Source organism: Caulobacter sp. GW821-FHT11E11 (assembly GCF_058808315.1).
Window position 1 is genome coordinate 55,874 of sequence record NZ_JBXARO010000006.1, and the last position, 24,396, is coordinate 80,269.

The following is a 24,396-nucleotide window of genomic DNA, read 5'->3' on the forward strand; positions in this document are numbered from 1 at the left end:
TGGCAGTCCCTAGGGGAGTCGAACCCCTCTCTCCAGATTGAAAATCTGGCGTCCTAACCGATAGACGAAGGGACCACATAACCGCCGGAGCGGAACATAGCCGATATATAGCCTCGCGGGTGGCAGTCCCTAGGGGAGTCGAACCCCTCTCTCCAGATTGAAAATCTGGCGTCCTAACCGATAGACGAAGGGACCACGGCCCCGCGAGGAAGCGGGTGTATAGCCGCGACCTTTGGGGTGCGCAAGCCGCCGAAAGTCATTTTTTCAGTCCGTCCACATCCCCTGCCCCGGACGGTCTAATCCGAGTAGCGCGCCCTGGGGTCATTGGCGTCTTCGATCTCCAGCTGGACACCATTGCGGCCCATGTAATCGTCCGGCTTCAGCTTGCCGACGACGTCCAGGGCCCCGCCGCCAGCCAGCAGGCGCTGGCCCAGCGGCGTCTCGGCGCTGCGCCAGCTGATCGCCTTGATGCGATCGCCCGTGGGGCCAACCAGGTCCATGCGCACGTGGCCGCCCTTCAGGGCCGAGACGCGGTCGGGCCGCACCTGGCTGAGGGCGAACATCGGCTCGGGGTTGCCGGGACCGAACGGCGCCAGGCGCTGGAAGTCGTCGAGCAGCGCGCGATTCGCCGCACGCGGCTGCAGCAGGGCGTCGATCTCGACCGACTCAGTCCCCACCGCCTCCATCTCGCCGGCCAGGCGCTCTTCCAAGAAGGCGCGGAACTCGGGGATCGCGTCGGGACGGATCGACAGGCCCGCCGCCATGGCGTGACCGCCGCCGGCCATCAGCAGACCGGCCTCGAAGGCCTCCTGGATCGCCTTGCCAAGGTTCACGCCGGGCTGCGAACGCCCTGAGCCCTTGCCGACATTGGCGGCGCGGTCGACGCCGATCACCACCACCGGCTTGCGATAACGCTCGCGCAGGCGGCCGGCGACGATGCCGATGACGCCAGGATGCCAGTCGTCGCCAGCGACCACGATCACCGGGGCGTCCGGATTGAAGTTGCTGCCGCGCTCCAGCAGGGCCGCGGCCTCTTCCACCACGGCGGCCTCGACGGCCTTGCGTTCGGTGTTGAGGCTGTCGAGCTCCTCGGCCAGGGCGGCGGCTTCCAGCGGGTCGTCGGTCGACAGCAGCTTGGCGCCCAGGTCGGAGCGACCGATGCGGCCGCCGGCATTGATGCGCGGCCCCAGGATGAAGCCGGCGTGGAATACGGACGGATCGCCTGAACCCTTGCCGACCTCGAACAGGGCCTTCAGCCCCGGATTGGCCCAAGCGCCCATGGCGCGCAGGCCCAGCGCCGTCAGGGCGCGGTTGAAGCCGACCAGCTGGGTGACGTCGCAGACCTCGCCCAAGGCCACGAGATCCAGCCACTGGCGCAGGTCCGGCTGCGGGCGCTCGTCGGTGAACAGGCCGCGCTTGCGGGCCTCGCGGTTCAGGGCGGCCAGCAGCACGAAGGTGACGCCGGCGGCGGCCAAGACCCCCTGCCCGCTCTGGCAACCCGGACGGTTGGGATTGACCACGGCGGCGGCGGCCGGCGGGTCCTCGCGCATCAGGTGGTGGTCGATGACCACGACCTCGAGGCCGATCTCGCCGGCGCTGGCGATGGCGTCATAGGCCGCCGCGCCGCAGTCCAGGGTGACGACCAGCTCGGCCCCGCCGTCGCGGATCGTCTTGAACGCCGCCGGGCTGGGGCCGTAGCCCTCGGTCAGACGGTCGGGAATGTAGATCGGCAGCTCGACGCCCATGTAGCGGAACCAGCGGACCAGCTGGGCGGCGCTGGTGGCCCCGTCGACGTCATAGTCGGCGAAGACCATGGTCGGGCGGCCCTGCTCCAGGGCGTCGATCAGGATCTCGGCGGCCCGGTCCATGTCGGTGAAGCTGGACGGATCGGGGAACAGCGCCTTCAGCGTCGGGCGCAGATAGTGCTCGGCATGGTCCAGGGTGACGCCGCGCGAGACCAGGGCCCGGGCCAGGGGCTCGGTCAGGCCATGGCGCTGCTGGATGTCGCGCACCACGGCCATGTCGGCCGGACGCTCGCGCCAGGCGCGGCCGCTCAGCGAGCGTTCGACGCCCAGGAAGGCGGCGGTATCGAAATTGGAAGCACCATCAGCGGCCATCGCGGCAGACTATCCGTTAAGGCGGATTCGGACCATGCGGCGCCGCCCCGTCAGTACCGGACGTGAGTCTGGCTAGCCGGCCTTGGCTTCCGCCCGGATCACTTCCACCTCGTTGGCCGAGCCCAGCACCACCGGCACACGCTGGTGCAGCTTGGTCGGCTGGATGTCGAGGATGTCGATCACCGCCTCGGTCGACTTGCCGCCGGCACGCTCGACCAGCAGGCTCATCGGATTGGCCTCGTACATAAGGCGCAGCTTGCCGGGCTTGTTGGGCTCGCGAGCGTCCCACGGGTACATGAAGACGCCGCCGCGCATCATGATGCGGTGGACGTCGGCGACCATCGAGGCCACCCAACGCATGTTGAAGTTCTTGGCGCGCGGGCCGTCCTTGCCCTGCAGGCAGCCGTCGATATAGCGGCGCACGGGCGCGGCCCAATGGCGCTGGTTCGACATGTTGATGGCGAACTCGGCGGTGTCGGCCTTGATGGCGATGGCCGGATGGGTCAGCAGCCACTGGCCGTCGGCGTTCAGGGTGAAGCCGTTGACACCGCCCGACAGCGTGATGACCAGCATGGTCTGCGGACCGTAGACGGCGTAGCCGGCCGCAACCTGGTTGCGGCCCGACTGCACGAAGTCGGCCTCGGTCGGCGCATGGCCGGCCGGCGCCGGCAGCACCGAGAAGATCGTCCCGACCGAGACGTTGACGTCGATATTGCTGGAGCCGTCCAGCGGGTCGAAGGTCACCAGATAGCCGCCGACGCGGCCGGTGGGCTCGACCTCTTCCAGCTCTTCCGAGGCCAGGCCCGCGACAGCGGCGCAGCCCTTCAGGGCGTCGCTCAGCATGTCGTTGGTGATGACGTCGAGCTTCTTCTGCTCCTCGTCCTGGACGTTGGTGCTGCCCGCCGCGCCCAGGCTGCCCGACAGGGCCCCGGAGGCGACCACGCGGCTGATCTGCGCGCAGGTCGTGGCGACCGTTTGGACGACGTCCTTGAGGGCGGCGTCCGCCGGCTCCGCCGCGAGCCATGCGGCCAAGTCGACAAAGGTGGTCATGGGAACCTCAAAACCAGAAAGCAGAACGGCCGCTCCTACAGAGCGACCGTGACAGGAAGGTCTCAGACCTTCCGCTTCATGCGAACTTCGCGGACGGTGCCCGTCGACGAGTTCATCACCAGGGTGTGGGTGTGGACGCAGCCGTCGCGGAAGACGACGCCGTCCACCAGCCCGCCCCGCGTGACGCCCGTGGCGGCGAAGATCGCCTCGTCGCGGACGATCTCGTGCAGGTCGTACTTCTTGTCCAGTTCGGTGATGCCCCAACGGGCGGCGCGGGCGCGCTCGTCGCCGTTGCGGAACAGCAGGCGGCCCTGGAACTGGCCGCCGACGCACTTCAGCGCCGCGCAGGCCAGCACGCCTTCCGGCGCGCCGCCCGAGCCGAGATAGAGGTCGATGCCCGTCGACGGATCGGTGGTGTTGATCACGCCGGCCACGTCGCCGTCCGTGATCAGATGGATGCGGGCGCCGGCGGCGCGGACCTTGGCGATGATCTCGGCGTGACGCGGACGATCCAGCACGCAAACCGTGATCTCGGTCGCGGCGACGCCCTTGGCCTCGGCCAGGGCCTGGATGTTGTCGGCCGGCGAGCGGTCCAGGTCGATCACCCCGGCGGGCAGGCCCGGGCCGCAGGCGATCTTGTCCATATAGGTGTCGGGCGCGTTCAGCAGCGTGCCCTTCGGCGCCCAGGCCATCACCGTCAGGGCGTTGGGCTGGGCCTTGGCGGCCAGGGTCGTGCCTTCCAGCGGGTCGAGCGCGATGTCGACCTTGGGGCCCTTCCCCGTGCCGACCTTCTCGCCGATGTAGAGCATCGGCGCTTCATCGCGCTCGCCTTCGCCGATGACGATCTCGCCGTCGATGTTCAGCTCATTGAGGGCGTTGCGCATCGCGTCGACGGCCGCCTGGTCGGCGGCCATCTCGTCGCCGCGGCCCAGCATCGTCCACGAGGCGATGGCGGCGGCTTCGGTCACGCGAACGGCGTCCAGGACCAGCGAGCGGTCCAGGGTGTTCGAACTCATCCGTCTCTCCCGACCGCTCCCGGAAAAGAGCGGCCTAGTTCCCAATGTCGCCTTCGACGCCCGGTTTTCCGGGTCGTTTAGATGCGCGCGACGCGCAGAAGGCGGGGACGCTCTAGCACGGTCTGCAGCTTTTCGATGCGGCTAATCGCGTCCAGAAGCTTCGATTCCGGCGTCGCATGCGTAACGAGCACGATCGGCACGCCGCCCGCGCCATCGACGGGCTTTTGCAGGAAACTGTCGATCGAGACGCCGCATTCGGCCAGGGTTTCCGAGATCGCGGCGATCACGCCGGGCTGGTCCTGGACCATCACGCGCAGATAGGCCTTGCCCACGGCGCGGGCCGGATCGATCGGCGTGAACGAGGTCAGATCGCCAGCCGGCGCCTGGAAAACAGGCCGAACGGCCTTGGTCATCACGTCGGCGATGTCGGCGGCGACAGCGGCGGCGGTCGGACCCGCGCCGGCGCCCGGACCTTGCACGAAGATTCGGCCGATGCGCACGCCCTCGATGAAAAGCGCGTTCAGCGCGCCGCCGGCCTGGGCCAGCGGGTGATCCAGCGGCACCAGCGACGGATGCACCTTCACCGCGACGCCGTCCTCGGACTTGGCGGCGCTGGCGATGAGCTTGATGCGGTAGCCCAGATCCTTGGCCAGCTTGATGTCGAGCAGGTCGACTTCGCTGATGCCCTCGATCTCGGCGGCCTCGAAGTTCGGGGCGCAGCCGAAGGCCAGGGCCGCCAGGATGCTGACCTTGTGGCCGGCGTCGAAGCCGCCGACGTCCATGGTCGGGTCGGCCTCGGCATAGCCCAGGCCCTGGGCTTCACGCAGCACGTCGGCGAACGAGCGGCCGGTCTTCTCCATCTCCGAGAGGATGAAGTTGCAGGTGCCGTTCAGGATGCCGGCCACCGAGATGATGTCGTCGCCGACCAGGGCTTCGCGCATCATCTTTACGGCGGGCACGCCGCCCATCACCGCGGCTTCAAACAGCAGCGGGACGTTGTTGGCCTCGGCCAGGGCGGCCAGTTCGGCGCCGTGCTCGGCGATCAGCGCCTTGTTGGCCGTGACCACCGGCTTGCCGGCCTTCAAGGCGGTCTCGACGGCGGCCTTGGCCGGGCCGTCCGAACCGCCGACCAGTTCGACGAAGAGATCGATGTCCGGCGAGGCGGCCAGGGCCACCGGATCGTCGAACCAGGCCAGGTTCGAGATGTCGACCGTACGCGGACGCGACTTCGACCGGGCCGAGACAGCCGTGACGACCGCCTTGTCGCCGGCCGGCGCGAAGCCCGGACGGTCGGCCAGGAATTGCAGGAGGCCGCCGCCAACGGTGCCCAGGCCCGCGACGCCGACGCGCCAGGTCTTGTTCGTCATCTTCGAATCCTTAGTCGAACTCAGCCGGTCAGGCCTGTTCCATCTTGTTGTGGGCCTTGGCCAGGATGGAGTCGGCGTTGGCGATGAATTTCTTCACGTTGCGCGCCGCCTGGCGGATGCGGTGCTCGTTCTCGACCAGACCGATCCGCACATAGCCCTCGCCGTATTCGCCGAAACCGATGCCGGGGGCGACGGCGACGCCGGCCTCCTCGATCAGCAGGCGCGAGAACAGCATCGAGCCGGCCTCGCGATATTGTTCGGGGATCTTGGCCCAGGCGAACATCGAGGCCGGCGGATTGGGGATGTCCCAGCCCGCGCCCTTCATCGACTTGATCAGGGTGTCGCGGCGGCTCTTGTAGATGCCGCGGATCTCGTCGACGCAGTCCTGCGGGCCATTCAGCGCCGCGGCCGCCGCCACCTGCACCGGCGTATAGGCGCCGTAGTCCAGATACGACTTCACGCGGGCCAGGGCCGCGCAGATGCGGGCGTTGCCGACCACCATGCCCACGCGCCAGCCGGCCATGGCGTAGGTCTTCGACAGGGAGTTGACCTCGACGGCGATGTCCTTGGCGCCGTCCACCTGCAGGATCGACGGCGGCGGGTTATTGTCGAAATAGATCTCGCCATAGGCCACGTCGCTGATGACCAGCAGGTCGTGCTTCTTGGCCAGCGCGACGGCGTCCTTGTAGAAATCCAGATCCACCCACTGCGCCGTCGGGTTCGACGGATAGGACAGGATCAGCACCGAGGGCGGCGGCACCGAGTGCTTCACCGCGCGGCTGATGTTGGACAGGTACTCTTCCGGCGACAGGGCCGGCACGTGGCGGATGATGCCGCCGGCCATGATGAAGCCGAAGGCGTGGATCGGATAGGCCGGGTTCGGGCAGATGATGACGTCGCCGGGGCCGGTCAGGGCCTGGGCCAGGTTGGCGAAGCCTTCCTTGGAGCCCAGGGTCGCGATGACCTCGGTGTCGGGGTTCAGCTTCACGCCGAAACGGCGGCCGTAATAGTTGGCCATGGCCTTGCGCAGGCCGGGCACGCCCTTGGAGGCGGAATAGCGGCCCGCCTTGGGGTCGCGCGCCGTCTCGATCAGCTTGTCGACGATGTGCTGGGGCGTGGGCATGTCCGGATTGCCCATGCCAAAGTCGATGATGTCGGTCCCCTCGGCGCGGAGGCGCGCCTTGATCTTGTTGACCTCTTCAAAGACGTAAGGCGGCAGGCGACGGATACGGTGAAAATCGGTGCTCATGAGGGCTCTGTGCGCCGCTTCGGCGCTCTGGGAGCGAAAAGTCGGGCATGGATAGACCCCACGCGGGGTCAAGCCAAGCCAGTTCAAGGAAGATTATGCCTCCGTCGCCCGACTAGGGCTGGGACGGAGGCGCGCTAGCTCGGCCGCGGGCTGCGCGGGCGAAGGCTTCGGTTGCGGCGCGGTCGGCGTCGGTCGGGGCTTGGAAGTCGCCCGGCTTGACGTCGCGGCGGGCCTTGTCGGCGTAGCCTTCGGTGTCCTTGAGTTCCCAGGTGCCCGGCGCAACGGCCTTGGTCACGGCGTCGCCGGCGCGTTGCTGGTCGACGACGGCGGCGCGAACCTGGTTGGCGTTCGGCACGTCGGTCGGGATCGTCGGAATGTCCGAGAACTTGCGGCGCGGCGCCTTGGCCTTGGCGGCGGCGGTCGCCCGCGCGGCGATCGGCGAGCTGGGATCGACTTCAGCGGTCTTGAACGGACTAGCCACGCACGCGGCCGCACCGGCGGCCAAGCCGACGATCAGAGCGACACGTACGATTTTGCGGGTTTCGCCGTTCATTGGTTCTGGTCTTATGCGATGATCGCGGCGAGCGAAAGGCGTTCGACGCCGCTTTTCGCAAACACAACAGGCGGAGGAATTCATGGCCACGGCAAAGGCGGCTCCCAAGGCCCGGAAGAAGGCTTCCCCCAAGGTCGAGACCGCCGAACCCAAGGCCAAGGCCGCCCCTAAGAAGGCGAAGCCAGAGCCCAAGCCTGAAACCATCGAACCGCCGCCGAAGGCCGATTCGGCCGGCAAGGCGTCCGGCGGTCCGCAAGGCGCCGCCCCGCCCTTCCCGCCGTTCGACAGCATGCTATCGCCCGACCAGATGAAGATGGTCGAGACCCTGTCGGCGAACCTGGCTCGCGCGGCCGTCACCGCCCAGGGCGCGATCGCCGAGGCGGCGCTGCGCCAGGCTGACCGTCCGGCCGCCCTTTCGCCCGATCCCTTCCACGTCGCCCCGGCCCTGAACGAGGTGATGACCCGCCTGGCCGCCCAGCCCGACCGGCTGATGCGCGCCCAGGCCGACCTCTTCAGCCAGTATATGGAGCTGTGGCAGTCGACGGCCCGCCGCGCCGCCGGCGAGGAGGTCACGCCCGTGGTCGCCCCGGCCGCCGGCGACAAGCGCTTCAATGATCCGGACTGGGCTTCGAACCCGATGTTCGACCTGATGAAGCAGTCGTACCTGCTGTCGTCGAACTGGCTGAACGGCCTGATCGCCGAGGTCGAGGGCGTGGATCCGGCCAGCAAGCGCCGGGTCGAGTTCTTCACCAAGATGCTGACCGACGCCTTCTCGCCGTCGAACTTCCTGATCTCCAATCCCGCCGCTCTGCGCGAGGTGGTGCAGACCCAGGGCCAGAGCCTGGTGCGCGGCATGGAGAACTTCGCCGCCGACCTGGAGCGCGGCGGCGGCCAGCTGGCGATCAGCCAGACGGACCTGGCCAAGTTCACGGTCGGCGAGAATGTCGCCACCGCGCCAGGCAAGGTCGTCTACCAGAACGATATCCTGCAGCTGCTGCAGTTCGATCCCAGCACGGACAAGGTCAGCGAGATCCCGCTGCTGATCTTCCCGCCGTGGATCAACAAGTTCTACATCATGGACCTGCGGCCCGAGAACTCGATGATCCGCTGGCTGACGGGTCAGGGCTTCACGGTGTTCGTCGCCTCGTGGGTCAATCCGGACCAGAAGCTCGCGGCCAAGACCTTCGAAGACTACATGCTCGAAGGCATCTACGACGCCACCCAGCAGGTCATGACCCAGTGCGGCGTCGATCGGGTCAACACGGTCGGCTACTGCATCGGCGGCACCCTGCTGTCGGTCGCCCTGGCCCACATGGCCGCGAAGGGCGACAAGCGGATCAATTCGGCCACCTTCTTCGCGGCCCAGCAGGACTTCGCCGAGGCCGGCGATTTGCTGCTGTTCACCAACGAGGAATGGCTGCAGTCGATCGAGCAGCAGATGGACGCGGCCGGCGGCTTCCTACCCAGCCAGTCGATGGCCGACACCTTCAACGCCCTGCGCGGCAACGACCTGATCTGGTCGTTCTTCGTCAGCAACTACCTGATGGGCAAGGAGCCGCGGCCCTTCGACCTGCTGTTCTGGAACGCCGACCAGACGCGGATGCCCAAGTCGCTGCACCTGTTCTATCTGCGCAATTTCTACAAGGACAACGCCCTGACCACGGGCCAGCTGACCATGGGCGGCGAGCATCTGGACCTGTCGAAGGTCAAGACGCCGATCTATGTCCAGTCGTCCAAGGACGATCACATCGCCCCGTTCCGCAGCGTCTATCGCGGCGCCAAGGCGTTCGGCGGGCCGGTGACCTTCACCATGGCCGGCTCGGGCCACATCGCCGGGGTGATCAACCACCCGGACGCCAAGAAGTACCAGCACTGGACCAACGAGAGCCTGCCCGGCGACGTCGGTCAGTGGATCGCCGGCGCCACCGAGCATCCGGGCTCGTGGTGGCCGCACTGGGCCGAATGGCTGCGCTCGCGCTCTGGCGACGAGGTCCCTGCCCGAGATCCGGCCAAGGGCAAGCTGAAGCCCCTGGAGAATGCCCCCGGCAGCTTCGTGATGGTCAAGTCGAACGCCTAGAGCGTCCCGCTGGCATAGACCTCCTCGAAGACGTCCGTCTCGACCCGCTCGACCAGCGGCCGGATGCGCTCCAGGTGGGCCAGCCGGCGCGGGTCGCCAGCGAACGCCAGCACGTCCAGCGGATCGTCGAAGGTGGTGATCACCACGATCACTTCGCCGGCCCGCAGGCAGCGGACGCCGCGCAGGCCGGTCACACGGCCCTCCAGGCGGCGGTGCTGAGCCGCCTGCGCCGCCAACAACGCGTCGAGCTTTCCCGGCTTGGGATGGATCACGCTGATCGAGACGGCAGGCGCGGCCGGGTCCAGCACCTCGACGAGGCGAACGGCGGAAGCGTGCATGGCCATCAGATCTCTCCGACCGCATAGACTTCGGTGAAAGCCCCTGCCTCGGACGTCTCGATCAGCGGTCTAACGCCGGCGATGTGGTCGGTGAACATCGGGTCGCGGCGGAAGGCGTCGGCCTGCTCGGCGCTGTCGAACACCGAGATCAGCACCACGCCGTCGTCCGACCGGAACAGCCGCGCGCCGCGCAGGCCGTCCACCTTGCCTCGCACGCGCCGGTGCTGCTCCAGCTGCAGCGCCATGAAGTCCTCCAGGCGTCCAGCCTTGGGACGGATGACGCTGATGCTGATGACGGGGGCGGTGTCCATGCGGGCTCCTTGGCGCTGTTGCCTGTGCGGGAGCCTTTCCCGTACAACCTCAACCAAAGTTGAGGTCAAGCGCCAATGTCGACATCGTCTTCACCGCCGACCTTGAGCGTCGGCGAGGTCGCCAAGCGCAGCGGCGTGGCGGTCTCGACCCTGCATTTCTACGAGACCAAGGGCCTGATCCGCAGCCTGCGGACCGAAGGCAACCAGCGGCGCTATCCGCGCGGCGTGCTGCGCCGCGTCGCGCTGATCCGGATCGCCCAGCGCACCGGCATCGCCCTGGCCGAGATCCAGCGCGCCCTGGATCACCTGCCCCAGGACCGCGCGCCCAGCGCCGAGGACTGGCGCGCCCTGTCCGAAGCCTGGCGGGCCGAGCTGGACCTGCGCATCCATCACCTGACCGGCCTCCGCGACCAGATCGACAGCTGCATCGGCTGCGGGTGCCTGTCGCTCAAGGAATGCCCATTGCGCAATCCGGGTGACGTCATGGCCAGCGCCGGGGCAGGTCCGCGCGTGCTGATCGACGACTGAACACACGGTCGACCAACGTTCGCCCAAATCCCGCCATCAGTGCGGCAGAGCTTCCGCGCCATGCTCACGCTCGACCGCCGGACAGCCCTGGGGATGTTCGCCGCCTCGCCCCTCATGGCGGGTGCGGGGTCGAGCCTCGCCTTGATCCAGAATGCCGGCGCCAAGCTGGCCGCCGCCGCGCGCGAGCAGATCGGCGTCACGCTGGACTATGATCCCAGCTATCGCGCGATCGGCTATCCGAATGGCGACGTGCTGCGCACCAGCGGCGTCTGTTCCGACGTCCTGATCCGCGCGGCCCGCGACGCCTGGGACATCGACCTGCAGCGGCGGGTGCACGAGGACATGGTCCGCGCCTTCGAGGCCTATCCCTCGCGTCGCACCTGGGGCCTGAAGAAGCCCGACGCCAATATCGATCACCGGCGGGTGCTGAACCTGGAGACCTTCCTGGCGCGCCAGCAGGCCAGCGTTCCCCTGCCCTCGTCGCGCCTGCTGGGTGGCGACGCCTTCAAGAGCCTGCAGGCCGGCGACATCCTGACCTGGCGGCTGTCGGGCGGCGGTCGTCCGCACCTGGGCGTCGTCGTCGACGACTTCGGGACCGTGCGGGTGGCCCATAACATCGGCGCCGGCGTCCGCGAGGAGCCGCTATGGATGTTCAAGCTGCACAAGCCCGCCGGCCACTATCGGTGGCGGGTCTGACGCCGGTTAGAGACCAGCGTCTTCCTTGAGGCCCAGCGCGATATTCATGTTCTGGACCGCCGCGCCCGAGGCGCCCTTGCCCAGGTTGTCGAGCAGAGCCACCAGACGGGCCTGGCCGCTGGTGTCGGAGCCGAACACGAACAGCTTCAGGCGGTTCGTGCCATTCAGGCCTTCCGGGTCCAGGGTCGTGAGGCTCTTGGCCTCTTCCAGCGACGCCACCTCGACGAACTTCTCGCCCTTGTAGTGCTTGGCCAGGGCCGCATGGATGTCGCCCAGCGACGGCGCGCCTTCCAGGGTCGAGAAGTGCAGCGGCATCTCCACGAGCATGCCCTGCAGATAGCGTCCCACGGCCGGCATGAAGATCGGACGGCTCAGCAGCCCGCCATGCTTCTGCATCTCGGCCACGTGCTTGTGGGTCAGCGACAGGCCGTAGATCCGGTACGGGACCTTGGTGAAGTTGCTTGCGCTCTCGTCCTCGAACTCGGCGATCATGGCCTTGCCGCCACCGCTGTAGCCCGAGACGGCGTTGTACGAGACCGGCAGTTCCGGCGGCAGGATGCCGGCGCTGACCAACGGCCGCGTCAAGGCGATGGCGCCGGTCGGATAGCAGCCCGGGTTCGAGATGCGCTTGGAGGCGGCGATCTTGCCGCGCTGTTCCTTGTCCAGCTCGGCGAAGCCATAGGCCCAGCCCTCGGCGGTGCGATAGGCGGTCGAGGCGTCGATGATCACCGTGTCGGGATTGGTCACCAGCGCCACGGCTTCCTTGGCCGCGTCGTCGGGCAGGCACAGGATCACGGCGTCGGCGCTGTTGAGCATCTCGGCGCGGGCGTCGGCGTCCTTGCGCTTGTCCGGATCGATCGAGATCAGCTGCAGGTCCTTGCGGCCGACCAGGCGTTCGCGGATCTGCAGACCGGTGGTGCCGGCTTCGCCGTCGATGAAGACCTTGGGGGCGCTGGACATGCGGACTCCGAACTCTGGCTCACGCCAGTAGAAGAAGCAGAAAACAGAGACAGAAATGAAAAAGGGCGCTTCGGCTGAACCGAAGCGCCCTTTCCCTTAGACGTAATCGTCGCGATTAGCGCTTCGAGAACTGGAAGCTGCGGCGGGCCTTGGCCTTGCCGTACTTCTTACGCTCGACGACGCGGCTGTCGCGGGTCAGGAAGCCGTGCGGCTTCAGGACCGGGCGCAGGCCGGGCTCGTACAGGGTCAGAGCCTTGGACAGGCCGTGACGGATGGCGCCGGCTTGACCCGACAGACCCGAACCTTCGACGGTCACGATGACGTCGAATTGGCCCAGACGGTCGGTCACTTCCAGCGGCTGGGCGATCATCATGCGCAGCACCGGACGCGCGAAGTAAACTTCCTGGTCGCGGCCGTTGATGGTGATCGAACCCTTGCCCGGCTTGATCCAGACGCGAGCGATCGCGTTCTTGCGCTTGCCGGTCGCGTACGAGCGGCCTTGGGCGTCGATCTTGGGTTCCACCGAAGCGGCAACCGGGTTGCTGGACAGCGAGGCCAGCGCTTCAAAGCCTTGTGCGTCGGTCATGACTTAGAGGCTCCGGGTGTTCTTGGTGTTGCGCGAAGCGAAGTCGACGACTTCCGGGCTTTGCGCTTGGTGCGGATGCTCACCGTTGTTGTAGATGAGCAGGTGGGTCAGCTGCTTGCGAGCCAGCGGGCTCTCCTTGGGCAGCATGCGCTCGACGGCCTTTTCCAGGACGCGTTCCGGGAACTTGCCGCCCAGAACCTTGCGCGGGGTGGTCGACTTGACGCCGCCCGGGTGACCGGTGTGGCGATAGTAGACCTTGTCGTCGAGCTTCTTGCCCGTGAACTTCACCTTGTCGGCGTTGATCACGACGACGAAGTCGCCGCAGTCGACGTGCGGGGTGTAGTCAGGACGATGCTTGCCGCGAAGACGCATGGCGATGAACGTCGCCAGACGGCCGACAACGGCGTTCTCGGCGTCGACCACGATCCACTTCTTCTCGACCTCGGCAGGCTTCAAGGAAGCCGTGATCTTCTGCATGGGATTGATCCGTAATTTCTAGGCGTCCGACCCCGAGAAATCCGGTTTCGTCCGTGTGAGGCGCGGCATGTACGGGAGGGTTCGCACGCTGTCAACAACGGCATGCAGGGAAACTTACAAAACCCATACAATACAATGAGATAGATATTGCGGTATCATAATACCGCATTCCTGTGTTCGAACCGTCATGAAGCATGGGCATAGCCCGAGAGCAGGTCTCTCACGCACGGGCGCGATCCATGTCCTTTTCCCGCAGAAGCTTCCTTGGCGCAGGCGCCACCAGCCTGGCCTTCACCGCCTTTTCGGCCCGCGCCCAGGACGAAGCCGTCGAGGTCGAGACCTATCTGAACGAGGTCGAGGGCTATGGCCCGCTGGTCTCCGACCCCAAGGGCCTTCTCGATCTGCCGGCCGGCTTCCGCTACCGGGTGATCTCCCAGGCCGGCGAGACGATGAGCGACGGCTTTCTGACACCAGGCAAGCATGACGGCATGGGCTGCTTCCCGGTCGACGCCGAGCGGGTGCTGCTGGTGCGCAACCACGAACTGTCGGTCGGCGACATCCACAACGGCCCGTTCGGCCTCAGCGAGCGCCTGATCGACCGCGTCGACCGCTCCAAGGTCTGGGACTTCCACAACAGCCAGCGCCCCCTGCCCGGCGGCACGACGACCCAACTCTATAATCTCAAGACCGGCCAGACCGAGCGCCAGCACCTCAGCCTGGTCGGCAGCCTGGTCAACTGCGCCGGCGGCGTCACGCCGTGGGGCTCGTGGCTGACCTGCGAGGAGACGACGCTGGAGGCGGGCCTGGAAGTCGGCAAGGACCACGGCTGGGTGTTCGAGGTGCCCGCCGCCCATGTCGGCCTGGTCGAGCCCGTGGCCCTGAAGGGCCTGGGCCGCTTCAAGCACGAGGCCGCCTGCATCGATCCCAGGACCGGCGTCGTCTATCTGACCGAGGACGTGGCCGACGGCCTGTTCTACCGCTTCCTGCCCAACGACCGCCGCAACCTTGCCGCCGGCGGTCGCCTGCAGGCCCTGGGCCTGGTCGATGCGCCCGAGGGCGGCGACACCCGGAACCAGGAGGAGAAGACCTTCTCGATCGGAAGCACGAAGGCCGTGCGCTGGATCGACCTGGACGGCGTCGACAACCCCTATGACGACCTGCGCCGGCGCGGCTTCGCCAAGGGCGCGGCGGTGTTCTGCCGGGGCGAAGGCGTGTTCTTCGGCAGCGGCGAGCTCTATTTCGCCTGCACGGCCGGCGGCGCGGCCGGCTCGGGCCAGATCTTCCGCTACGTCCCCTCGGCCGTCGAAGGCCGGGCGGGCGAGAAGGACCAGCCGGGCAAGCTGCAGCTGTTCGTCGAGAGCCAGAACGACCGGGTGCTGGACTATGCCGACAACCTGGTGGTCGCCCCGTGGGGCCACGTGATCGTCTGCGAGGACCGCTATTCGGACACGCTGCGCAATCACCTGCGCGGGGTCACGCCTCAGGGCAAGGTCTACACACTGGGCCGCAACGTCTTCACGGGCAATTCGGAGTTCGCCGGCGCCTGCTTCTCGCCCGACGGCGGCACGATGTTCGTCAACGTCCAGAACCCAGGGATCACGCTGGCGATCACCGGGCCTTGGGGGACGGTGAAGGCCTAGAGCCCATCCCCTTACCCGCTCATCCCCGCGAAAGCGGAGACCCAAGCAGGCTCTGGGACTATGGCGCCGTGCGTCCTTCGAGGCCCGCCCCCAAAGCAAGAATGGGGCGGGCGCCTCAGGATGAGGACCATTTTGCATAACTGATCTCCTCATCCTGAGGTGCGCGCTCCTGAGCGCGCCTCGAAGGACGCACGATCTCGCCGCCTCACGCGGCGCGACCGCTGAAGGTGTGTGGGGAGGCGACGGAGCGGCCGGGCGAACCCGGAGACCGTAAGGTTTGTTGTGTTTCGGCTCGCTGACCGCTCCGCCAGGCTGTTCTTGCCCGTGAGGATGGGAGGCGTGAGCGTCTTTCAGCTCGGGTCCCCACTAGCCCCCGGACGGGCGCGGACCAAGTCGATCGGCTACATCCGTCTCGACCCCGACGATCCACGATAGGCGGCTTGTACGATCACCGCCCTGTCGATCCGCTGATGGCTTTGACCCCGGAGACTGCCCGTTCGCCAACCGATCCGCCTAAAGAGTACGGACGGAGCGACTTTCGAGTCTCCGGGAACCGCCAGCGGCCCCGCTCAACCTAGCCCCGCCGCCGTTTTGGGCCGGATCCAAACGCCCTCCCCCGCGACGGGGATGGCTATGATTGTGCAGCGGTTCTGAACGCGGATCATTCAAGGGCGTCTAAAATCGACAAGCAATTGATTTCACTGCGTTCGATCTCGCGAATTCCGAGGATAGAGCGCGCTCAATCCCCCTTCTCCCCTTGCGGGAGAAGGTGTCGGCGAAGCCGACGGATGAGGGGTTGATAACCCGATCCGCTGTGCCCCACCCACCCGACCGCCTGCGGCGGCCACCCTCTCCCGCAAGGGGAGAGGGATTGGACGCCGCTCCTAGAACGGCCAGCGCTTCTTCTTTTCCTTGGCCGCCGCCGGAGCCTCAGCCTTCGCATCAAACCCAAACGCGTGGCGCATGACCTGGAAGATGTAGCTCTCCTCGACCACGCCGCGCAGCAGAAAGGCCTGCGGGCCGTCGGCGAACACGCCAACGTCCTCGCCGGCGTGGGCGGCGCTGCCCAGGTTGATCGTGGCCTGCTGGTGGTAATCGATGTCGTCGACGTCTTCCTTGGCCGGGTCCTTGCGGGTGTCATTGCCTTCCGGACCGCCGGGGCCGGTGGCGAACATCAGGGTGGTGTAAGCCTTGCCGTCTCCAGCCAGGATCGGTTCGCCCTCGTTGCCGGCCAGGCCCAGGATCGGCGCGTTGCGGGCGGCGTAGCCCGAGATCACCAGGCCGTGGCTGTGGTCGGCGGTGACGACGACCAGGGTGTCCTTCAGGTCGACCTTGGCCAGCACGGCCTCGATCGCCTTCGAGAACTCGACGGTCTCGCTCAGGGTGCGCTTGGCGTTGCCCAGGTGGCTGCCCATGTCGATCTTGCCGCCCTCGACCAGCAGGAAGTAGCCGTTCGGGTTCTTGCCCAGCACGTCGATGGCCGACAGGGCCATTTCGGCCAGGGTCGGGACGCCCTGCCCCAACACCGGACGCTCCACCTCATAGGGCAGGTGCTCGTTAGCGAAGAGGCCCAGCACATGCCTGGTGTCGGCCGGGATCGCCTTCAGCTGGTCGACCGTGGTGACGTAGGACGAGCCCGCGCCTTCGGCCTTCAGCCACTCGGCGGTCAGGTCGCGGCCGTCGGCGCGCTTGCCGTCCTGAGTGTCGGGCAGGAAGCGCGAGCGACCGCCGCCCATGACCACGTCCAGGCGCAGGGCGTCCGGGGCCTCGATCAGCTGGCGGGCGATGTCCTTGCAGCCGGCCTGAATGGCTTCGACGGGCATGTCGCCGTCGCCTTCCCAGTCGCGATAGGCGGTGTGGGCGTAGGCGCCGGCCGGGGTGGCGTGGGTGACGCGCGTGGTGGTGACGACGCCGGCGGCGCGGCCATTGGCCTTGGCCAGCTCGGCGACCGACTCGACGCTATTGCCCTTCTCGGTCTCGCACTTCTCGCCGATCGCCGCGCCGGTCAGGCCGATGATCTTGTTGCGGGTTTTGACGCCCGTCATGATCGCCGTGATGCCGGCGGCGCTGTCGGTGACCTGGGTGTCGTGGCTGTAGGTCTTGGAGAGCGCCGAATAGGACAGCTTCTCGAACGCCAGCGCGTTCGACTCGCCGTCGACGCCTTTCAGCTGGCCGTCATAGATGCGGCCGGCCGTGACCGTCGAAATGCCCATGCCGTCGCCCAGGAACAGGATGACGTTCTTGGCCTTGCCCGTGTTGGGGACCACGGCGATCTGGCGCGCCAGGGCGGCCTCGCCGGCCTTGTAGTACGGGTCGTTGGCGCTTGCAGAAAGGGGGGCGCTGGCCGACGGCGGGGTCTGGGCCAGGGCGATGGCCGGAACGGCGGCGGACGCGACGAGGGCGAGAACGAACGAGCGGATCAAGGCCAAGCTCCATGAGGAATCGGCCTCCGTTTGCGCCCGGCATGTGACAGTTGTTCCGGCTCTTTGTTGCAGTCCTCCGAAAACCCTAGGGTCTGCGGACGCGCCAGGCGAAGGCCGTCGCCGTGGCCAGCAGCAGCGCCGCGCCCGCCTGGTGCAGCACGCCCAGCACGACCGGCACCGAGGCCATCAGGGTCCAGATCCCCAGGGCGGCCTGCAGGGTGACGACGATCGCCACTGCCAGGCCCGTGGCCTTGCTGCCCGCCGCCAGCGGACGGTCGCGGCGCACCAGGACGCCGATGGCGATGCCGGCGGCGAACAGGGCGTAGGCGACCAGGCGGTGATGCAGCTGCACCGCGCCCTGGCTGTGGGCCAGCGTGCCCCAGAAGCCCTTGCCCACGTACTCGGCGGGGAAGAAGGCCCCGTTCATCAGCGGCCAGTCGTTGTACACGAGGCCCGCGTCGTTGCCGGCCACCAGGGCGCCCAGCAGGCTCTGGAAGAACACCGCGCCCAGGAAGGCCAGGGCCCAGCCGCGCCAGGCCGAGCGTTCCTCGACCCGTGGCGAACCGCTCCAGGCGTCCAGGGCCGTCCAGATCAGGACGACGAACAAGGCCAGGGCCAGGCCCAGGTGGATCATCAGTCGCTCAGGCGCGACCGAGACGCGTTCGGAGAGGCCGCTGGACACCATCCACCAGCCGACCAGGCCCTGAAGGCCGCCCAGGCCCAGCATGACGGCGCAGCGGGCGATCAGGCGGCGCGGGATGTCGCGGCGGATCAGGAAGACGGCGAACGGAATGGCGAAGACCACGCCGACGGTGCGCCCCAGCAGGCGGTGCGCCCACTCCCACCAGAAGATGCCCTTGTACCCTTCCAGGGTCATGTCGGGGTTCACCAGTTGGAACTGGGGGATCTTCTTGTAGAGCTCGAAACTCTCGCGCCAAGCCTGCTCGGACATCGGCGGCAGCGCGCCCATGATCGGCTTCCATTGGGTGATCGAGAGGCCCGAGTCGGTCAGGCGGGTCGCGCCGCCGACGACGACCATGGCGAACACCATGGCGGCGACGATGAAAAGCCAGATCGCGACGGGGCGCGAACGGTCGGAACGCAGGAAGGACGTCATAGGGCCTGAAAAGCGTCACTAGTGGGCCGAAATGCGGCGCAATCTCCCTACGCCCCAAGCTTGCGCGCTTCAACGTTTCTGTGGCTCAGCATGACGGCGCCGTGGGTTCGTGCGAGAAACGAGCGTCTTGGGGGCGGAGAAGACGATGAGCGGCATGGGCGTATTCGCGGCGGCGGTGATCGGCATTCTGGCCGGCTGGATCGCCGACATCGTGCTGGGCCGCCGGCACTCGCTGTTCATCAAGCTCTTGATCGGCGTGATCGGCTCGTTCATCGGAGCGTTCATCGCCTCGCGCATCGACCTGCACTTCGCCGGCTTCCTGGGCGAACTGGTCGTCTCCAGCGTGGGCGCGATCCTGTTCCTGGCCGTGCTCGGCCTCTTCCGGAGAACCGCGTGAGCGCCCCGATGATTCCCGCGCGCCTGCGCAAGCTGCTCGGTTCGGTCGCCGTGATGGCGATTCTGTTCGCCTGGATCTGGGCTTTCACCAGCCTCTACGACCGCCTGCCGTCGAACCGCTTCGTGCACCTCGTCTACTTCGTGGCGCTGGGCATGGGCTGGATCCTGCCGGTGATCCCGCTGATCTCGTGGATGGGCAAGGCCGACAAGCCCCAGCAGTACTGACCGCTACTGGATGACCCCGCGCGGGACCGCCGGCCGCGCATAGGGATCGAGCCGCGCCGCCTGGACCTTTCGCGGCGCCGGCGCGCGCGCGGCCGGCAAGGGCGGGATGGTCGCCAGGGTTCGAAGCCCCTCGGCGGTGTCATAGCGCGTCGCCGCCGCGACACCGGCCGACGGCAGCAGCACCCCGCGCCGCGCGATGGCCAGGCGGAAGATGTGCCCCTCCCCGCCGAACTCGACATTGACGGCCAAGGTCCGGACCTGGTCGTTCAGCCAGGGCTTCTCCAGCACGACCAGACCGCTGGCCATGCTGCGGGAATCGATCGTCGTGGTCCGCAGGAGCCCCATCTTGTCGGGCGAGACCTGGCGGCCGTAGGTGTCGATGATGGCCGTCGCGTCCTCGCCATAGCGGGTCGCCGACAGCGCCGCGCCGCCCAGCCGAGCGCGCTCCCGAGCCTCGCGCTGCAGGGCCTGGACGGGGATCAGCTTGGCCGCGCCGCCGTCCTCGTAGACCGCCCCGACGTTCTCGTAGCCGAAGTTGATGGGCGCGGCGCCGATGTTGATCGCCGTCACCGCCAGCACGATGCGATCCTCGAATTCCGAGGCCACGGGCGTGATCTCCACCACCCCGACCTTGGATCGGGAGATCAGAGTCGGCCGGCCGCCCTGATAGTGCGCCAGACCGGTTCTGTCGGGCGCGGCGCCGACGCTGTAGGGCGTCGCGGCGCAGCCGCCGGTCAGAAGAAGCAAGGCCAATACGCCACTGGAGAACGTCCTGCTCATGCCAGGTCCCCACCGCAAGCTTGAGCTAAACCTCGGCCCGCGTTGGTTAATTTTATTTTGACAGAACGGACAAATCTGAAACGATCGTTTTTGTGGGCACGATCGGAAATGAAAAAGGCCGCCCCGAAGGGCGGCCTTTCGTCTTCCGCTTATTCCCCGAAGGAAATGGTCGGAGCGACAGGATTCGAACCTGCGACCCCTTGACCCCCAGTCAAGTGCGCTACCAGGCTGCGCCACGCTCCGACGCGGAAGGAGCGCCCTTATAGGGGCGGCTCTTTCGTTGGGCAACACCGATTTCGGACGAATTCAATTGCGGACGAGAAGCCCGTCCAGGCGCGACTTGATGGCCGTCAGATCGTCCAGCGCGAAGGCCAGTCGATCGCGCGCCTCGCCGTCCAGGCGCGGCGTAACCGGGGCGTCGTAGTCGAAGTCGGGATCAAGTGTGGCCGAGCCGTTCGAGCCCAGCCCCGCGGCGATCACCTGGGCCAAGCCATGGTCGCGATGCAGCTTCTGCACGCCCTTGATGGTCAGGCCTTCGCTATGCAGCAGGGTGCGGACGCCGTTCAGAACGGCCACGTCCTGCGGGCGGTAGAAGCGTCGCCCGCCGGCCCGTTTCATCGGGCGGATGAAGGAGAACTTGGTTTCCCAGAAACGCAGGACGTGCTGCGGCACGCCCAGCTCGTCGGCTGCCTCGGAAATCGTGCGGAAGGCGTTGGGCCCCTTCGCCACCGCATTGATTCCCTAGCCGCCGAGCGCGCGGTCGATTCGCGCCTTCATGACCTGGGAGGCGCGGAAACCGATCACCCGACGGGGCTCGATCTCGGCCGGCTCGCCGGTCTTGGGATTACGCCCCATGCGGGCCCGCTTGGCGCGGACCTGGAAGACGCCGAATCCGGAAAGCTTGACCGTTTCGCCCTCTTCGAGCGCCTCGGCCACGAGATCCAGGGTGCGCTCGACGAGGCCGGCGCAGTCCTGACGGGTCAGTCCGACCTCTTCATGAACCGCCTCACACAGGTCGGCTCGGGTCAAAGTAGCGCCCTTCATGCAACCCCCTTCACGCGTATCTTGGCGGCCCTAAAAGACCACCTACGATGGTGCACTCGCGGTAAATCTGGGCTCGTCGCGACCGCCCTCAACTGGCCGCACCCAAATTCACCGACGACCTCATGCCGTGATTATCGCATGAAGTCAAAGGCTCAACGCCGGGAGTTCAAGCCCTGGCGCAGGGACGCGCAGCTTTGCCGTTAAAGGCGCAGAACGCAGGCGCCCCAGGTCAGGCCGCCGCCCATCGCCTCGAGGAGCAACAGGTCGCCCTTCTTGATTCGACCGTCCTTGACGCCGTGCGCGAAGGCCAGCGGGATCGAGGCGGCCGAGGTGTTGGCGTGGATGGCGACCGTCGAGATCACCTTGTCCTCGTCGATGCCGCAGCGATGGGCCACGCCGGCCAGGATGCGCTGGTTGGCCTGGTGCGGGATGAACCAGTCGACATCGGCCACCTCGACGCCGGCCTTGGCGGCCGAGGCGTGGATGGCTTCGGAGATGTTGACCACGGCGTGCTTGAAGACCTGGTTGCCCAGCATCCGCAGCTTGCCGACCGTGCCGGTCGTCGAGACGCCGCCGTCGACATACAGCAGGTCCTGCTTGGTGCCGTCGGCGCGCAGGGCGAAGCCCAGCATACCCTGGTCCTGGGTGGTCCCCTCGCCGTCCTTCGGCTCCAGCACGACCGCGCCGGCCCCGTCGCCGAACAGCACGCAGGTGCCGCGGTCGCTCCAGTCCATCAGGCGGGTCATGGTCTCGGCGCCGATCACCAGGGCGCACTTGGCGTGGCCCCGCGCCACGAAGCCGTCGGCGACGCTCATGGCGTAGACGAAGCCGGAGCAGACGGCCTGGACGTCGAAGGCGATGCCGACCGGCGCCCCCAGCTTGCGCTGGACGATGGTGGCGACCGCCGGGAAGGTCAGGTCCGCCGTGGTGGTGGCGACAATGATCAGGTCGACGTCGGCGGCGGTCTTGCCGGCCGCCTCCAGGGCGTCCTTGGCGGCCTCGAAGGCCAGGTCCGAGACCGCCTGATCGTCGGCGGCCTGGTGGCGCTGGCGGATGCCGGTGCGCTCGACGATCCACTCGTCGCTGGTGTCGACGAACTTGGCCAGGTCGTCATTGGTCACGACCTTGGGCGGCAGATAGGCGCCGACGCCGGTCACTGCACTGCGAACTACGCTCACTCGGCCGCTCCCTGCTCCGAAGCCGGAGCTTCGTCCTTGGCCGCGACAGCGGTCAGACGCTTTAGATTTCTGTCGATCTCGGCGCGGAAATCGCTGCGCGCGAGGTTGGTGGCGACCCGGATGGCCGAGTCGAAGCCGTTGGCGTCGGCGCCGCCGTGGCTTTTGACCACGATGCCGTTCAGGCCCAGCAGGGGCGCGCCGTTCACCCGGCTGGGGTCCAGGCGCTTGCGCATCTTGGAGAGGGCGCCAGAGGCGATCACCGCGCCCAGCATGGCGAGCGGACCCGAGGTCAGGGTGGTCTTGATCTCGTTCGAGATGAACCGCGCCACGCCCTCGGCGGTCTTCAGCGCCACATTGCCGGTGAAGCCGTCGGTGACGACGACGTCGACCGTGCCATAGGCGATGTCATTGCCCTCGACGAAGCCGTGATAGTCGAAGTCCAGCTTGGTCTCGCGCAGGATGGCGTGGGCTTCACGCACCTCCTCGTGGCCCTTCTGGTCCTCGGAGCCGACGTTCAGCAGACCCACGGTCGGGCGCTTGGCCCCGTGCACGGCGTGGTGGTAGGCCGCGCCCATGATCGCGAACTCGACCAGTTGCTCGGCGTCGCTTTCGACATTGGCCCCGACGTCCAGGACCGTGGTCACGCCCTTCATGTTGGGCCAGTTTGCGACGATGGCCGGGCGCTCCAGGTCCGCGCCCATGCGCAGGATCAGCTTGGAGATGGCCATCAGCGCGCCGGTGTTGCCGGCCGAGACGCAGGCGTGAGCCTCACCGGACTTGAGCGCCTCGACGGCGTTCCACATCGACGAGCCCTTGCCCCGGCGCATGGCCTGGGCGGGCTTTTCGTCCATGCCGATGGCCTTGTCGCAGTGACGGACCTCGCTGACGGCCTTGGCGGCTGGATGCCTGGCCAGTTCAGCTTCGATCTTCGCGCCGTCCCCGTGCAGCAGGAACCGCACTCCCGGCAAGGCCTTGGTCGCCTGAGCGATGCCGGGCACGACGACGGAAGGGCCGTGATCGCCGCCCATGGCGTCGACCGAGATGACTACGGATTGGGACACGTGGCGCTTAGAGCTCCGGCAGGCGGCCTCGCCGCCCTCAAGGCGGCGGACGATACATCCGCGTGAATATCACGCAAGCGGTCGAGTCGGGCGGTTTAGCCGTTGTCGTCCGTTGTTTTGAGGCTCTTCAACGCCGCGAACGGGGAGATTTCGCCCGGCTCGGGCGGCTGGACGAACACTGCGCCCGGCTTGCGGGGGAAGGGATCCAGCTCCAGGGCCAGGTGCTCGATCACATAGCCCGAGACGTCGACCTTATCGCCTTCCAGCACATCCGGCGGATCGTCGGCGTCCGGATCGACGCCCAGGTCGCCGCTCTCTTCGCCCTGTGGCGCGTTCTTGCTGTTGGCCGGCAGCACCCGCAGGTCGAAGCGCGCGTCGATCGGCGTTTCGAAATCGTCGGCCGTCGCGCTGCAGGTCTCGACCACGCGGGCGCGCAGGACGCCCGAGACTTCAGCCCCGTCCAGCCAGGAGGTCAGGAAGACCTCGGCGCTCAGGGCTTCCAGGCTGACGATGCCAAGCTGCTTGGCGATCGCCTTGCGTTGGTCTTCCGACGGCTCCAGACGCAGCTTCACGGCGCCACGGTCGACCTGGGCCAGCGGGATCTCGCAGGGCCAGGGAGCGGTCACAGGGTCGGCCAAGTCACGTCTCCTTGCAGCAGGGCGTCCAGCGGCTGTTCCGCCAGCGCCTTGCGCGTCTTGATCACATAGGCGGTCAGGGCGGTCACATCACCCTCCCCGCGTTCTTCGAAAGCGTTGCGGGCGAGGAAGCCGTTCACGGCCGCCTCGTCCGGCAAGGTCGCCACGGCTTCGTCATAGGCCTTCAGGCGGCCATAGAACACGCCGGCCAGCTTCTTCATCTTCTTGCCGACCGAGGTGTCCGACACCCCGATCTGGCGGAAGGCGTCGTCCAGGCCCTTCACGTAAGAATCGAAGACGGCCTGCGAGGTCTCGGCCGCGGCGTCGCCCTGCCCCTTCAGGCGCTCGATCAGAAAGATCACGTGCAGGCTGAAGAGCTCGAACCGGCCCTCCATCGAGTCGCGAACGTCAAAGTCACGATAAAAGGCGGCGGATCGCGCCTGCTCGACCGCCCCGGCATACAGCTTTGCCCCCGCCGCCTTGGCGGGCCTGGGCTTGAGCCACCGATCCAGAAACATGAAACGCCTCGATTTCGCCGCGACATCCCGCTAGACGCGGGGTCCGCTTTCACG

At 67.4% G+C, this 24,396-nt stretch carries 26 protein-coding genes and 3 tRNA genes; 6 read left to right on the plus strand and 23 right to left on the minus strand.

The window, feature by feature from the left end:
* From AC1RR5_RS15790 to AC1RR5_RS15825, 8 genes are all read right to left on the minus strand, one after another.
* Positions 1 to 75 (minus strand) — tRNA-Glu (locus AC1RR5_RS15790).
* 45 nt (positions 76 to 120) lie between these two features.
* Positions 121 to 195: transfer RNA gene (locus AC1RR5_RS15795), tRNA-Glu, on the minus strand.
* Positions 196 to 296: 101 nt separating this feature from the next.
* Positions 297 to 2,117 (minus strand): single-stranded-DNA-specific exonuclease RecJ, encoded by a 1,821-nt coding sequence (recJ, locus tag AC1RR5_RS15800; RefSeq protein WP_492922752.1) that lies wholly within the window; start codon positions 2,115 to 2,117, stop codon positions 297 to 299.
* A gap of 72 nt (positions 2,118 to 2,189) precedes the next feature.
* Complete coding sequence (locus tag AC1RR5_RS15805) at positions 2,190 to 3,167, minus strand: class 1 fructose-bisphosphatase (protein ID WP_492922754.1); 978 nt, start codon at positions 3,165 to 3,167, stop codon at positions 2,190 to 2,192.
* Positions 3,168 to 3,229: 62 nt separating this feature from the next.
* Complete coding sequence (gene glpX, locus AC1RR5_RS15810) at positions 3,230 to 4,183, minus strand: class II fructose-bisphosphatase (protein WP_492922756.1); 954 nt, start codon at positions 4,181 to 4,183, stop codon at positions 3,230 to 3,232.
* 77 nt (positions 4,184 to 4,260) lie between these two features.
* A complete protein-coding gene (locus AC1RR5_RS15815; protein ID WP_492922758.1) occupies positions 4,261 to 5,550 on the minus strand; it encodes a homoserine dehydrogenase in 1,290 nt (429 codons plus the stop codon).
* 28 nt (positions 5,551 to 5,578) lie between these two features.
* Positions 5,579 to 6,799 carry an LL-diaminopimelate aminotransferase gene (locus AC1RR5_RS15820; RefSeq protein ID WP_184720050.1) on the minus strand — a complete coding sequence of 407 codons (1,221 nt, stop codon included), beginning with the start codon at positions 6,797 to 6,799 and terminating at the stop codon, positions 5,579 to 5,581.
* A 112-nt stretch (positions 6,800 to 6,911) separates the two neighbouring features.
* Entirely contained in the window at positions 6,912 to 7,352 is a 441-nt protein-coding gene (locus AC1RR5_RS15825; protein WP_492922760.1) for a hypothetical protein, read from the minus strand.
* A gap of 82 nt (positions 7,353 to 7,434) precedes the next feature.
* On the opposite strand from AC1RR5_RS15825, the gene AC1RR5_RS15830 reads away from it, so the two are divergent.
* A complete protein-coding gene (locus AC1RR5_RS15830) occupies positions 7,435 to 9,429 on the plus strand; it encodes a class I poly(R)-hydroxyalkanoic acid synthase (protein WP_492922762.1) in 1,995 nt (664 codons plus the stop codon).
* Here the strand turns inward: AC1RR5_RS15830 and AC1RR5_RS15835 are convergent.
* Together AC1RR5_RS15835 and AC1RR5_RS15840 are read right to left on the minus strand one after the other, a co-directional pair.
* On the minus strand, positions 9,426 to 9,773 hold the full coding sequence (locus AC1RR5_RS15835; RefSeq protein ID WP_492922764.1) for a hypothetical protein: 348 nt from the start codon (positions 9,771 to 9,773) through the stop codon (positions 9,426 to 9,428). The two genes, AC1RR5_RS15830 and AC1RR5_RS15835, sit on opposite strands and share 4 nt — an antisense overlap.
* Complete coding sequence (locus AC1RR5_RS15840) at positions 9,773 to 10,078, minus strand: putative quinol monooxygenase (protein WP_492922766.1); 306 nt, start codon at positions 10,076 to 10,078, stop codon at positions 9,773 to 9,775. Before AC1RR5_RS15840 ends, AC1RR5_RS15835 begins: the two co-directional genes overlap by 1 nt.
* 75 nt (positions 10,079 to 10,153) lie before the next feature.
* Between AC1RR5_RS15840 and soxR the strand changes: the two genes are divergently transcribed.
* Both soxR and AC1RR5_RS15850 read left to right on the plus strand, forming a co-directional pair.
* Positions 10,154 to 10,606: a redox-sensitive transcriptional activator SoxR gene (gene soxR, locus AC1RR5_RS15845; RefSeq protein WP_492922768.1), complete on the plus strand. Its 453-nt coding sequence runs from the start codon at positions 10,154 to 10,156 to the stop codon at positions 10,604 to 10,606.
* A gap of 60 nt (positions 10,607 to 10,666) precedes the next feature.
* The gene (locus AC1RR5_RS15850; protein WP_492922770.1) at positions 10,667 to 11,302 is read left to right on the plus strand and encodes a DUF1287 domain-containing protein; all 636 of its coding nucleotides are present in this window, start codon (positions 10,667 to 10,669) and stop codon (positions 11,300 to 11,302) included.
* A gap of 6 nt (positions 11,303 to 11,308) precedes the next feature.
* On the opposite strand, the gene argC is transcribed toward AC1RR5_RS15850, so the two are convergent.
* The 3 genes from argC to rplM all read right to left on the minus strand — a co-directional run bounded on the left by argC (position 11,309) and on the right by rplM (position 13,325).
* Entirely contained in the window at positions 11,309 to 12,262 is a 954-nt protein-coding gene (gene argC / locus AC1RR5_RS15855) for an N-acetyl-gamma-glutamyl-phosphate reductase (protein ID WP_492922772.1), read from the minus strand.
* Between the two features lie 115 nt (positions 12,263 to 12,377).
* Complete coding sequence (gene rpsI, locus AC1RR5_RS15860) at positions 12,378 to 12,848, minus strand: 30S ribosomal protein S9 (protein ID WP_492922774.1); 471 nt, start codon at positions 12,846 to 12,848, stop codon at positions 12,378 to 12,380.
* 3 nt (positions 12,849 to 12,851) lie between these two features.
* Positions 12,852 to 13,325 (minus strand): 50S ribosomal protein L13, encoded by a 474-nt coding sequence (gene rplM / locus AC1RR5_RS15865; protein WP_492922776.1) that lies wholly within the window; start codon positions 13,323 to 13,325, stop codon positions 12,852 to 12,854.
* A 239-nt stretch (positions 13,326 to 13,564) separates the two neighbouring features.
* Here rplM and AC1RR5_RS15870 point away from each other — a divergent pair, with 239 nt between their 5' ends.
* Positions 13,565 to 14,965 carry an alkaline phosphatase PhoX gene (locus AC1RR5_RS15870; protein ID WP_492922778.1) on the plus strand — a complete coding sequence of 467 codons (1,401 nt, stop codon included), beginning with the start codon at positions 13,565 to 13,567 and terminating at the stop codon, positions 14,963 to 14,965.
* 884 nt (positions 14,966 to 15,849) lie between these two features.
* On the opposite strand, the gene AC1RR5_RS15875 is transcribed toward AC1RR5_RS15870, so the two are convergent.
* On the minus strand, positions 15,850 to 17,388 hold the full coding sequence (locus AC1RR5_RS15875; protein WP_492922780.1) for an alkaline phosphatase: 1,539 nt from the start codon (positions 17,386 to 17,388) through the stop codon (positions 15,850 to 15,852).
* 85 nt (positions 17,389 to 17,473) lie between these two features.
* Positions 17,474 to 18,505, minus strand: a complete 1,032-nt coding sequence (locus tag AC1RR5_RS15880) for a COX15/CtaA family protein (protein WP_492922782.1) — start codon at positions 18,503 to 18,505, stop codon at positions 17,474 to 17,476.
* Between the two features lie 145 nt (positions 18,506 to 18,650).
* On the opposite strand from AC1RR5_RS15880, the gene AC1RR5_RS15885 reads away from it, so the two are divergent.
* Together AC1RR5_RS15885 and AC1RR5_RS15890 are read left to right on the plus strand one after the other, a co-directional pair.
* Complete coding sequence (locus AC1RR5_RS15885; RefSeq protein ID WP_492922784.1) at positions 18,651 to 18,902, plus strand: GlsB/YeaQ/YmgE family stress response membrane protein; 252 nt, start codon at positions 18,651 to 18,653, stop codon at positions 18,900 to 18,902.
* 8 nt (positions 18,903 to 18,910) lie between these two features.
* The gene (locus tag AC1RR5_RS15890; RefSeq protein WP_492923381.1) at positions 18,911 to 19,126 is read left to right on the plus strand and encodes a DUF2842 domain-containing protein; all 216 of its coding nucleotides are present in this window, start codon (positions 18,911 to 18,913) and stop codon (positions 19,124 to 19,126) included.
* Positions 19,127 to 19,129: 3 nt separating this feature from the next.
* Here AC1RR5_RS15890 and AC1RR5_RS15895 read toward each other — a convergent pair whose 3' ends face one another.
* The 8 genes from AC1RR5_RS15895 to AC1RR5_RS15930 all read right to left on the minus strand — a co-directional run bounded on the left by AC1RR5_RS15895 (position 19,130) and on the right by AC1RR5_RS15930 (position 24,342).
* Complete coding sequence (locus AC1RR5_RS15895; protein WP_492922786.1) at positions 19,130 to 19,906, minus strand: hypothetical protein; 777 nt, start codon at positions 19,904 to 19,906, stop codon at positions 19,130 to 19,132.
* A 166-nt stretch (positions 19,907 to 20,072) separates the two neighbouring features.
* Positions 20,073 to 20,149: transfer RNA gene (locus AC1RR5_RS15900), tRNA-Pro, on the minus strand.
* A gap of 63 nt (positions 20,150 to 20,212) precedes the next feature.
* The gene (locus tag AC1RR5_RS15905; RefSeq protein WP_492922788.1) at positions 20,213 to 20,635 is read right to left on the minus strand and encodes a MerR family transcriptional regulator; all 423 of its coding nucleotides are present in this window, start codon (positions 20,633 to 20,635) and stop codon (positions 20,213 to 20,215) included.
* A gap of 12 nt (positions 20,636 to 20,647) precedes the next feature.
* A complete protein-coding gene (locus AC1RR5_RS15910) occupies positions 20,648 to 20,950 on the minus strand; it encodes an integration host factor subunit alpha (RefSeq protein WP_291879223.1) in 303 nt (100 codons plus the stop codon).
* 200 nt (positions 20,951 to 21,150) lie between these two features.
* Positions 21,151 to 22,128, minus strand: coding sequence for a beta-ketoacyl-ACP synthase III (locus tag AC1RR5_RS15915; protein ID WP_492922790.1), 978 nt, complete (start codon positions 22,126 to 22,128; stop codon positions 21,151 to 21,153).
* Positions 22,125 to 23,189, minus strand: coding sequence for a phosphate acyltransferase PlsX (plsX, locus tag AC1RR5_RS15920; protein ID WP_492922792.1), 1,065 nt, complete (start codon positions 23,187 to 23,189; stop codon positions 22,125 to 22,127). Before plsX ends, AC1RR5_RS15915 begins: the two co-directional genes overlap by 4 nt.
* A gap of 95 nt (positions 23,190 to 23,284) precedes the next feature.
* Positions 23,285 to 23,827, minus strand: a complete 543-nt coding sequence (locus AC1RR5_RS15925) for a YceD family protein (RefSeq protein WP_492922794.1) — start codon at positions 23,825 to 23,827, stop codon at positions 23,285 to 23,287.
* A complete protein-coding gene (locus tag AC1RR5_RS15930; protein WP_492922796.1) occupies positions 23,812 to 24,342 on the minus strand; it encodes a ubiquinol-cytochrome C chaperone family protein in 531 nt (176 codons plus the stop codon). The genes AC1RR5_RS15925 and AC1RR5_RS15930 overlap by 16 nt, the downstream gene beginning before the upstream one ends.
* Positions 24,343 to 24,396 lie beyond the last annotated feature (54 nt).

What these genes read in the sequence shown, in the direction of transcription:
- recJ (WP_492922752.1), bottom strand. Translation starts at nt 2,117, where the DNA reads ATGGCCGCTGATGGTGCTTCCAATTTCGATACCGCCGCCTTCCTGGGC.
- AC1RR5_RS15805 (WP_492922754.1), bottom strand. Translation starts at nt 3,167, where the DNA reads ATGACCACCTTTGTCGACTTGGCCGCATGGCTCGCGGCGGAGCCGGCG.
- glpX (WP_492922756.1), bottom strand. Translation starts at nt 4,183, where the DNA reads ATGAGTTCGAACACCCTGGACCGCTCGCTGGTCCTGGACGCCGTTCGC.
- AC1RR5_RS15815 (WP_492922758.1), bottom strand. Translation starts at nt 5,550, where the DNA reads ATGACGAACAAGACCTGGCGCGTCGGCGTCGCGGGCCTGGGCACCGTT.
- AC1RR5_RS15820 (WP_184720050.1), bottom strand. Translation starts at nt 6,799, where the DNA reads ATGAGCACCGATTTTCACCGTATCCGTCGCCTGCCGCCTTACGTCTTT.
- AC1RR5_RS15825 (WP_492922760.1), bottom strand. Translation starts at nt 7,352, where the DNA reads ATGAACGGCGAAACCCGCAAAATCGTACGTGTCGCTCTGATCGTCGGC.
- AC1RR5_RS15830 (WP_492922762.1), top strand. Translation starts at nt 7,435, where the DNA reads ATGGCCACGGCAAAGGCGGCTCCCAAGGCCCGGAAGAAGGCTTCCCCC.
- AC1RR5_RS15835 (WP_492922764.1), bottom strand. Translation starts at nt 9,773, where the DNA reads ATGGCCATGCACGCTTCCGCCGTTCGCCTCGTCGAGGTGCTGGACCCG.
- AC1RR5_RS15840 (WP_492922766.1), bottom strand. Translation starts at nt 10,078, where the DNA reads ATGGACACCGCCCCCGTCATCAGCATCAGCGTCATCCGTCCCAAGGCT.
- soxR (WP_492922768.1), top strand. Translation starts at nt 10,154, where the DNA reads ATGTCGACATCGTCTTCACCGCCGACCTTGAGCGTCGGCGAGGTCGCC.
- AC1RR5_RS15850 (WP_492922770.1), top strand. Translation starts at nt 10,667, where the DNA reads ATGCTCACGCTCGACCGCCGGACAGCCCTGGGGATGTTCGCCGCCTCG.
- argC (WP_492922772.1), bottom strand. Translation starts at nt 12,262, where the DNA reads ATGTCCAGCGCCCCCAAGGTCTTCATCGACGGCGAAGCCGGCACCACC.
- rpsI (WP_492922774.1), bottom strand. Translation starts at nt 12,848, where the DNA reads ATGACCGACGCACAAGGCTTTGAAGCGCTGGCCTCGCTGTCCAGCAAC.
- rplM (WP_492922776.1), bottom strand. Translation starts at nt 13,325, where the DNA reads ATGCAGAAGATCACGGCTTCCTTGAAGCCTGCCGAGGTCGAGAAGAAG.
- AC1RR5_RS15870 (WP_492922778.1), top strand. Translation starts at nt 13,565, where the DNA reads ATGTCCTTTTCCCGCAGAAGCTTCCTTGGCGCAGGCGCCACCAGCCTG.
- AC1RR5_RS15880 (WP_492922782.1), bottom strand. Translation starts at nt 18,505, where the DNA reads ATGACGTCCTTCCTGCGTTCCGACCGTTCGCGCCCCGTCGCGATCTGG.
- AC1RR5_RS15885 (WP_492922784.1), top strand. Translation starts at nt 18,651, where the DNA reads ATGAGCGGCATGGGCGTATTCGCGGCGGCGGTGATCGGCATTCTGGCC.
- AC1RR5_RS15890 (WP_492923381.1), top strand. Translation starts at nt 18,911, where the DNA reads ATGATTCCCGCGCGCCTGCGCAAGCTGCTCGGTTCGGTCGCCGTGATG.
- AC1RR5_RS15895 (WP_492922786.1), bottom strand. Translation starts at nt 19,906, where the DNA reads ATGAGCAGGACGTTCTCCAGTGGCGTATTGGCCTTGCTTCTTCTGACC.
- AC1RR5_RS15910 (WP_291879223.1), bottom strand. Translation starts at nt 20,950, where the DNA reads ATGAAGGGCGCTACTTTGACCCGAGCCGACCTGTGTGAGGCGGTTCAT.
- AC1RR5_RS15930 (WP_492922796.1), bottom strand. Translation starts at nt 24,342, where the DNA reads ATGTTTCTGGATCGGTGGCTCAAGCCCAGGCCCGCCAAGGCGGCGGGG.